2 protein-coding genes are annotated in these 1519 nt (G+C 62.3%); one reads left to right on the forward strand and one right to left on the reverse strand.

Going from position 1 to position 1519, the window contains the following annotated elements:
- Window positions 1-8: 8 nt before the first annotated feature.
- The gene (locus A2I95_RS37070; protein WP_027258852.1) at window positions 9-584 is read left to right on the forward strand and encodes a YSC84-related protein; all 576 of its coding nucleotides are present in this window, start codon (window positions 9-11) and stop codon (window positions 582-584) included.
- A 106-nt stretch (window positions 585-690) separates the two neighbouring features.
- Here A2I95_RS37070 and A2I95_RS37075 read toward each other — a convergent pair whose 3' ends face one another.
- A complete protein-coding gene (locus A2I95_RS37075; protein WP_291737469.1) occupies window positions 691-1518 on the reverse strand; it encodes an NAD(P)-dependent oxidoreductase in 828 nt (275 codons plus the stop codon).
- Window position 1519 lies beyond the last annotated feature (1 nt).

A 1519-nucleotide genomic window follows, 5' to 3' on the forward strand; every position in this document is an offset into this window, starting at 1 on the left:
CCTGAGAAATGAGCAGTTTTTCCTCTTCCCGCATGACCCGCCGCGGTTTTGCCCTGACCGCCCTGGCCGGCGCCGGCGTTACCGCCGCCTGCGGCAACGGCGTCGGCAACAGCAACGGCGCCAAGATCGACGCCCGCGTCGACGCAACACTGAACCAGATGTACAGCCAGTACCCCAACACCCGCACCCTGGCCGATAAGGCAACAGGCATGCTGGTGATGCCGCTGGTCACCGAGGCAGGCTTTGTCTTTGGCGGCGCCTTCGGCCGCGGCGCCCTGCAGATCAACGGTGTGACCGTGGATTACTACTCCACCGTCAAAGGCAACGCAGGCCTGCAGATCGGCGCCCAGCAATATGCCCATGTTCTGTTTTTCATGACCGAAGACGCGCTGGCCGGCTTCCGCCGCTCCACCGGCTGGGCCGCCGGGGCCGATGTGGAATATGTGATCAAGGATGAAGGCAACGCGCTGACCGCTGACACAAATACGCTCACTTCCCCAGTGCTGGCTGTGGTGTTCGGCCAAGCCGGCTTGCGCGTCGGTGCCACGCTGGAAGGCACCAAATACACCCGTATCATCCCCTAATTGATCCGGGACGCGGCCGTGGCTCACAGCCTGCGCTTCTTTCTGGTTGGAAATACCTCCGCCGGAGGCATGGCCTTTCCCGCAGGAAAGGCCATTTTCGCTTGTCTCAGTCCAGTTTGCGCAGCCGCTTGAACAGCGAAGAGGTGTCCCAGCGCCCACCGCCCATCTTTTGCACGTCCTTGTAAAACTGATCCACCAAGGCAGTCACCGGCAGGCTGGCACCGGTTTCATCCGCTGCATCCAGACAGATGCCCAGATCCTTGCGCATCCAGTCCACCGCAAAGCCATGATCAAAGTGATCGTCCAGCATGGTCTCGTAACGGTTGGCCATCTGCCAGCTGCCGGCCGCGCCCTGGCTGATCACTTCAACCACCGAGTGCCCGTCCAATCCAGCCCTCTCTGCAAAATGCAGCGCCTCGCTCAAGCCTTGAACAAGCCCGGCAATAGCGATCTGGTTACACATCTTCGTCAGCTGCCCAGCTCCGCTGCCACCGATCCGGCGGCAGATTTTGGAGTAGGCATCAATCACTGGCTCAACCCGGGAGTAAGCGCCCTCATCACCGCCGCACATCACTGACAGCACGCCGTTTTCCGCCCCTGCCTGGCCGCCGGAAATCGGTGCGTCAACAAAGAACACGCCTTTCTCCTCTGTGGCGCCATAGAGTTCCCTGGTCACGGTTTCCGACACCGTCGTGTGATCAACAAACACCGCCCCTTCGCCCATCCCGGCAAAGGCGCCATCCGCCCCTAGGCAGACCGAACGCAGATCGTCGTCATTTCCAACGCAGGCCATTACAAACTCTGCCCCCGCTGCAGCCGCCCGCGGTGTGGCGCCGAACCGGCCGCCGTGCTCGGCAGCCCAGGCCTTGGCCTTGGCCTCGGTGCGGTTGTAGACGGTGACTTCATGGCCTGCGGCCTGCAGGTGCCCGGCCATC

The organism is Leisingera sp. F5 (assembly GCF_001593695.1).

Coding starts and splice junctions, on each gene's coding strand:
- A2I95_RS37070 (WP_027258852.1), top strand. CDS start 9: ATGAGCAGTTTTTCCTCTTCCCGCATGACCCGCCGCGGTTTTGCCCTG.
- A2I95_RS37075 (WP_291737469.1), bottom strand. CDS start 1,518: ATGGCCGGGCACCTGCAGGCCGCAGGCCATGAAGTCACCGTCTACAAC.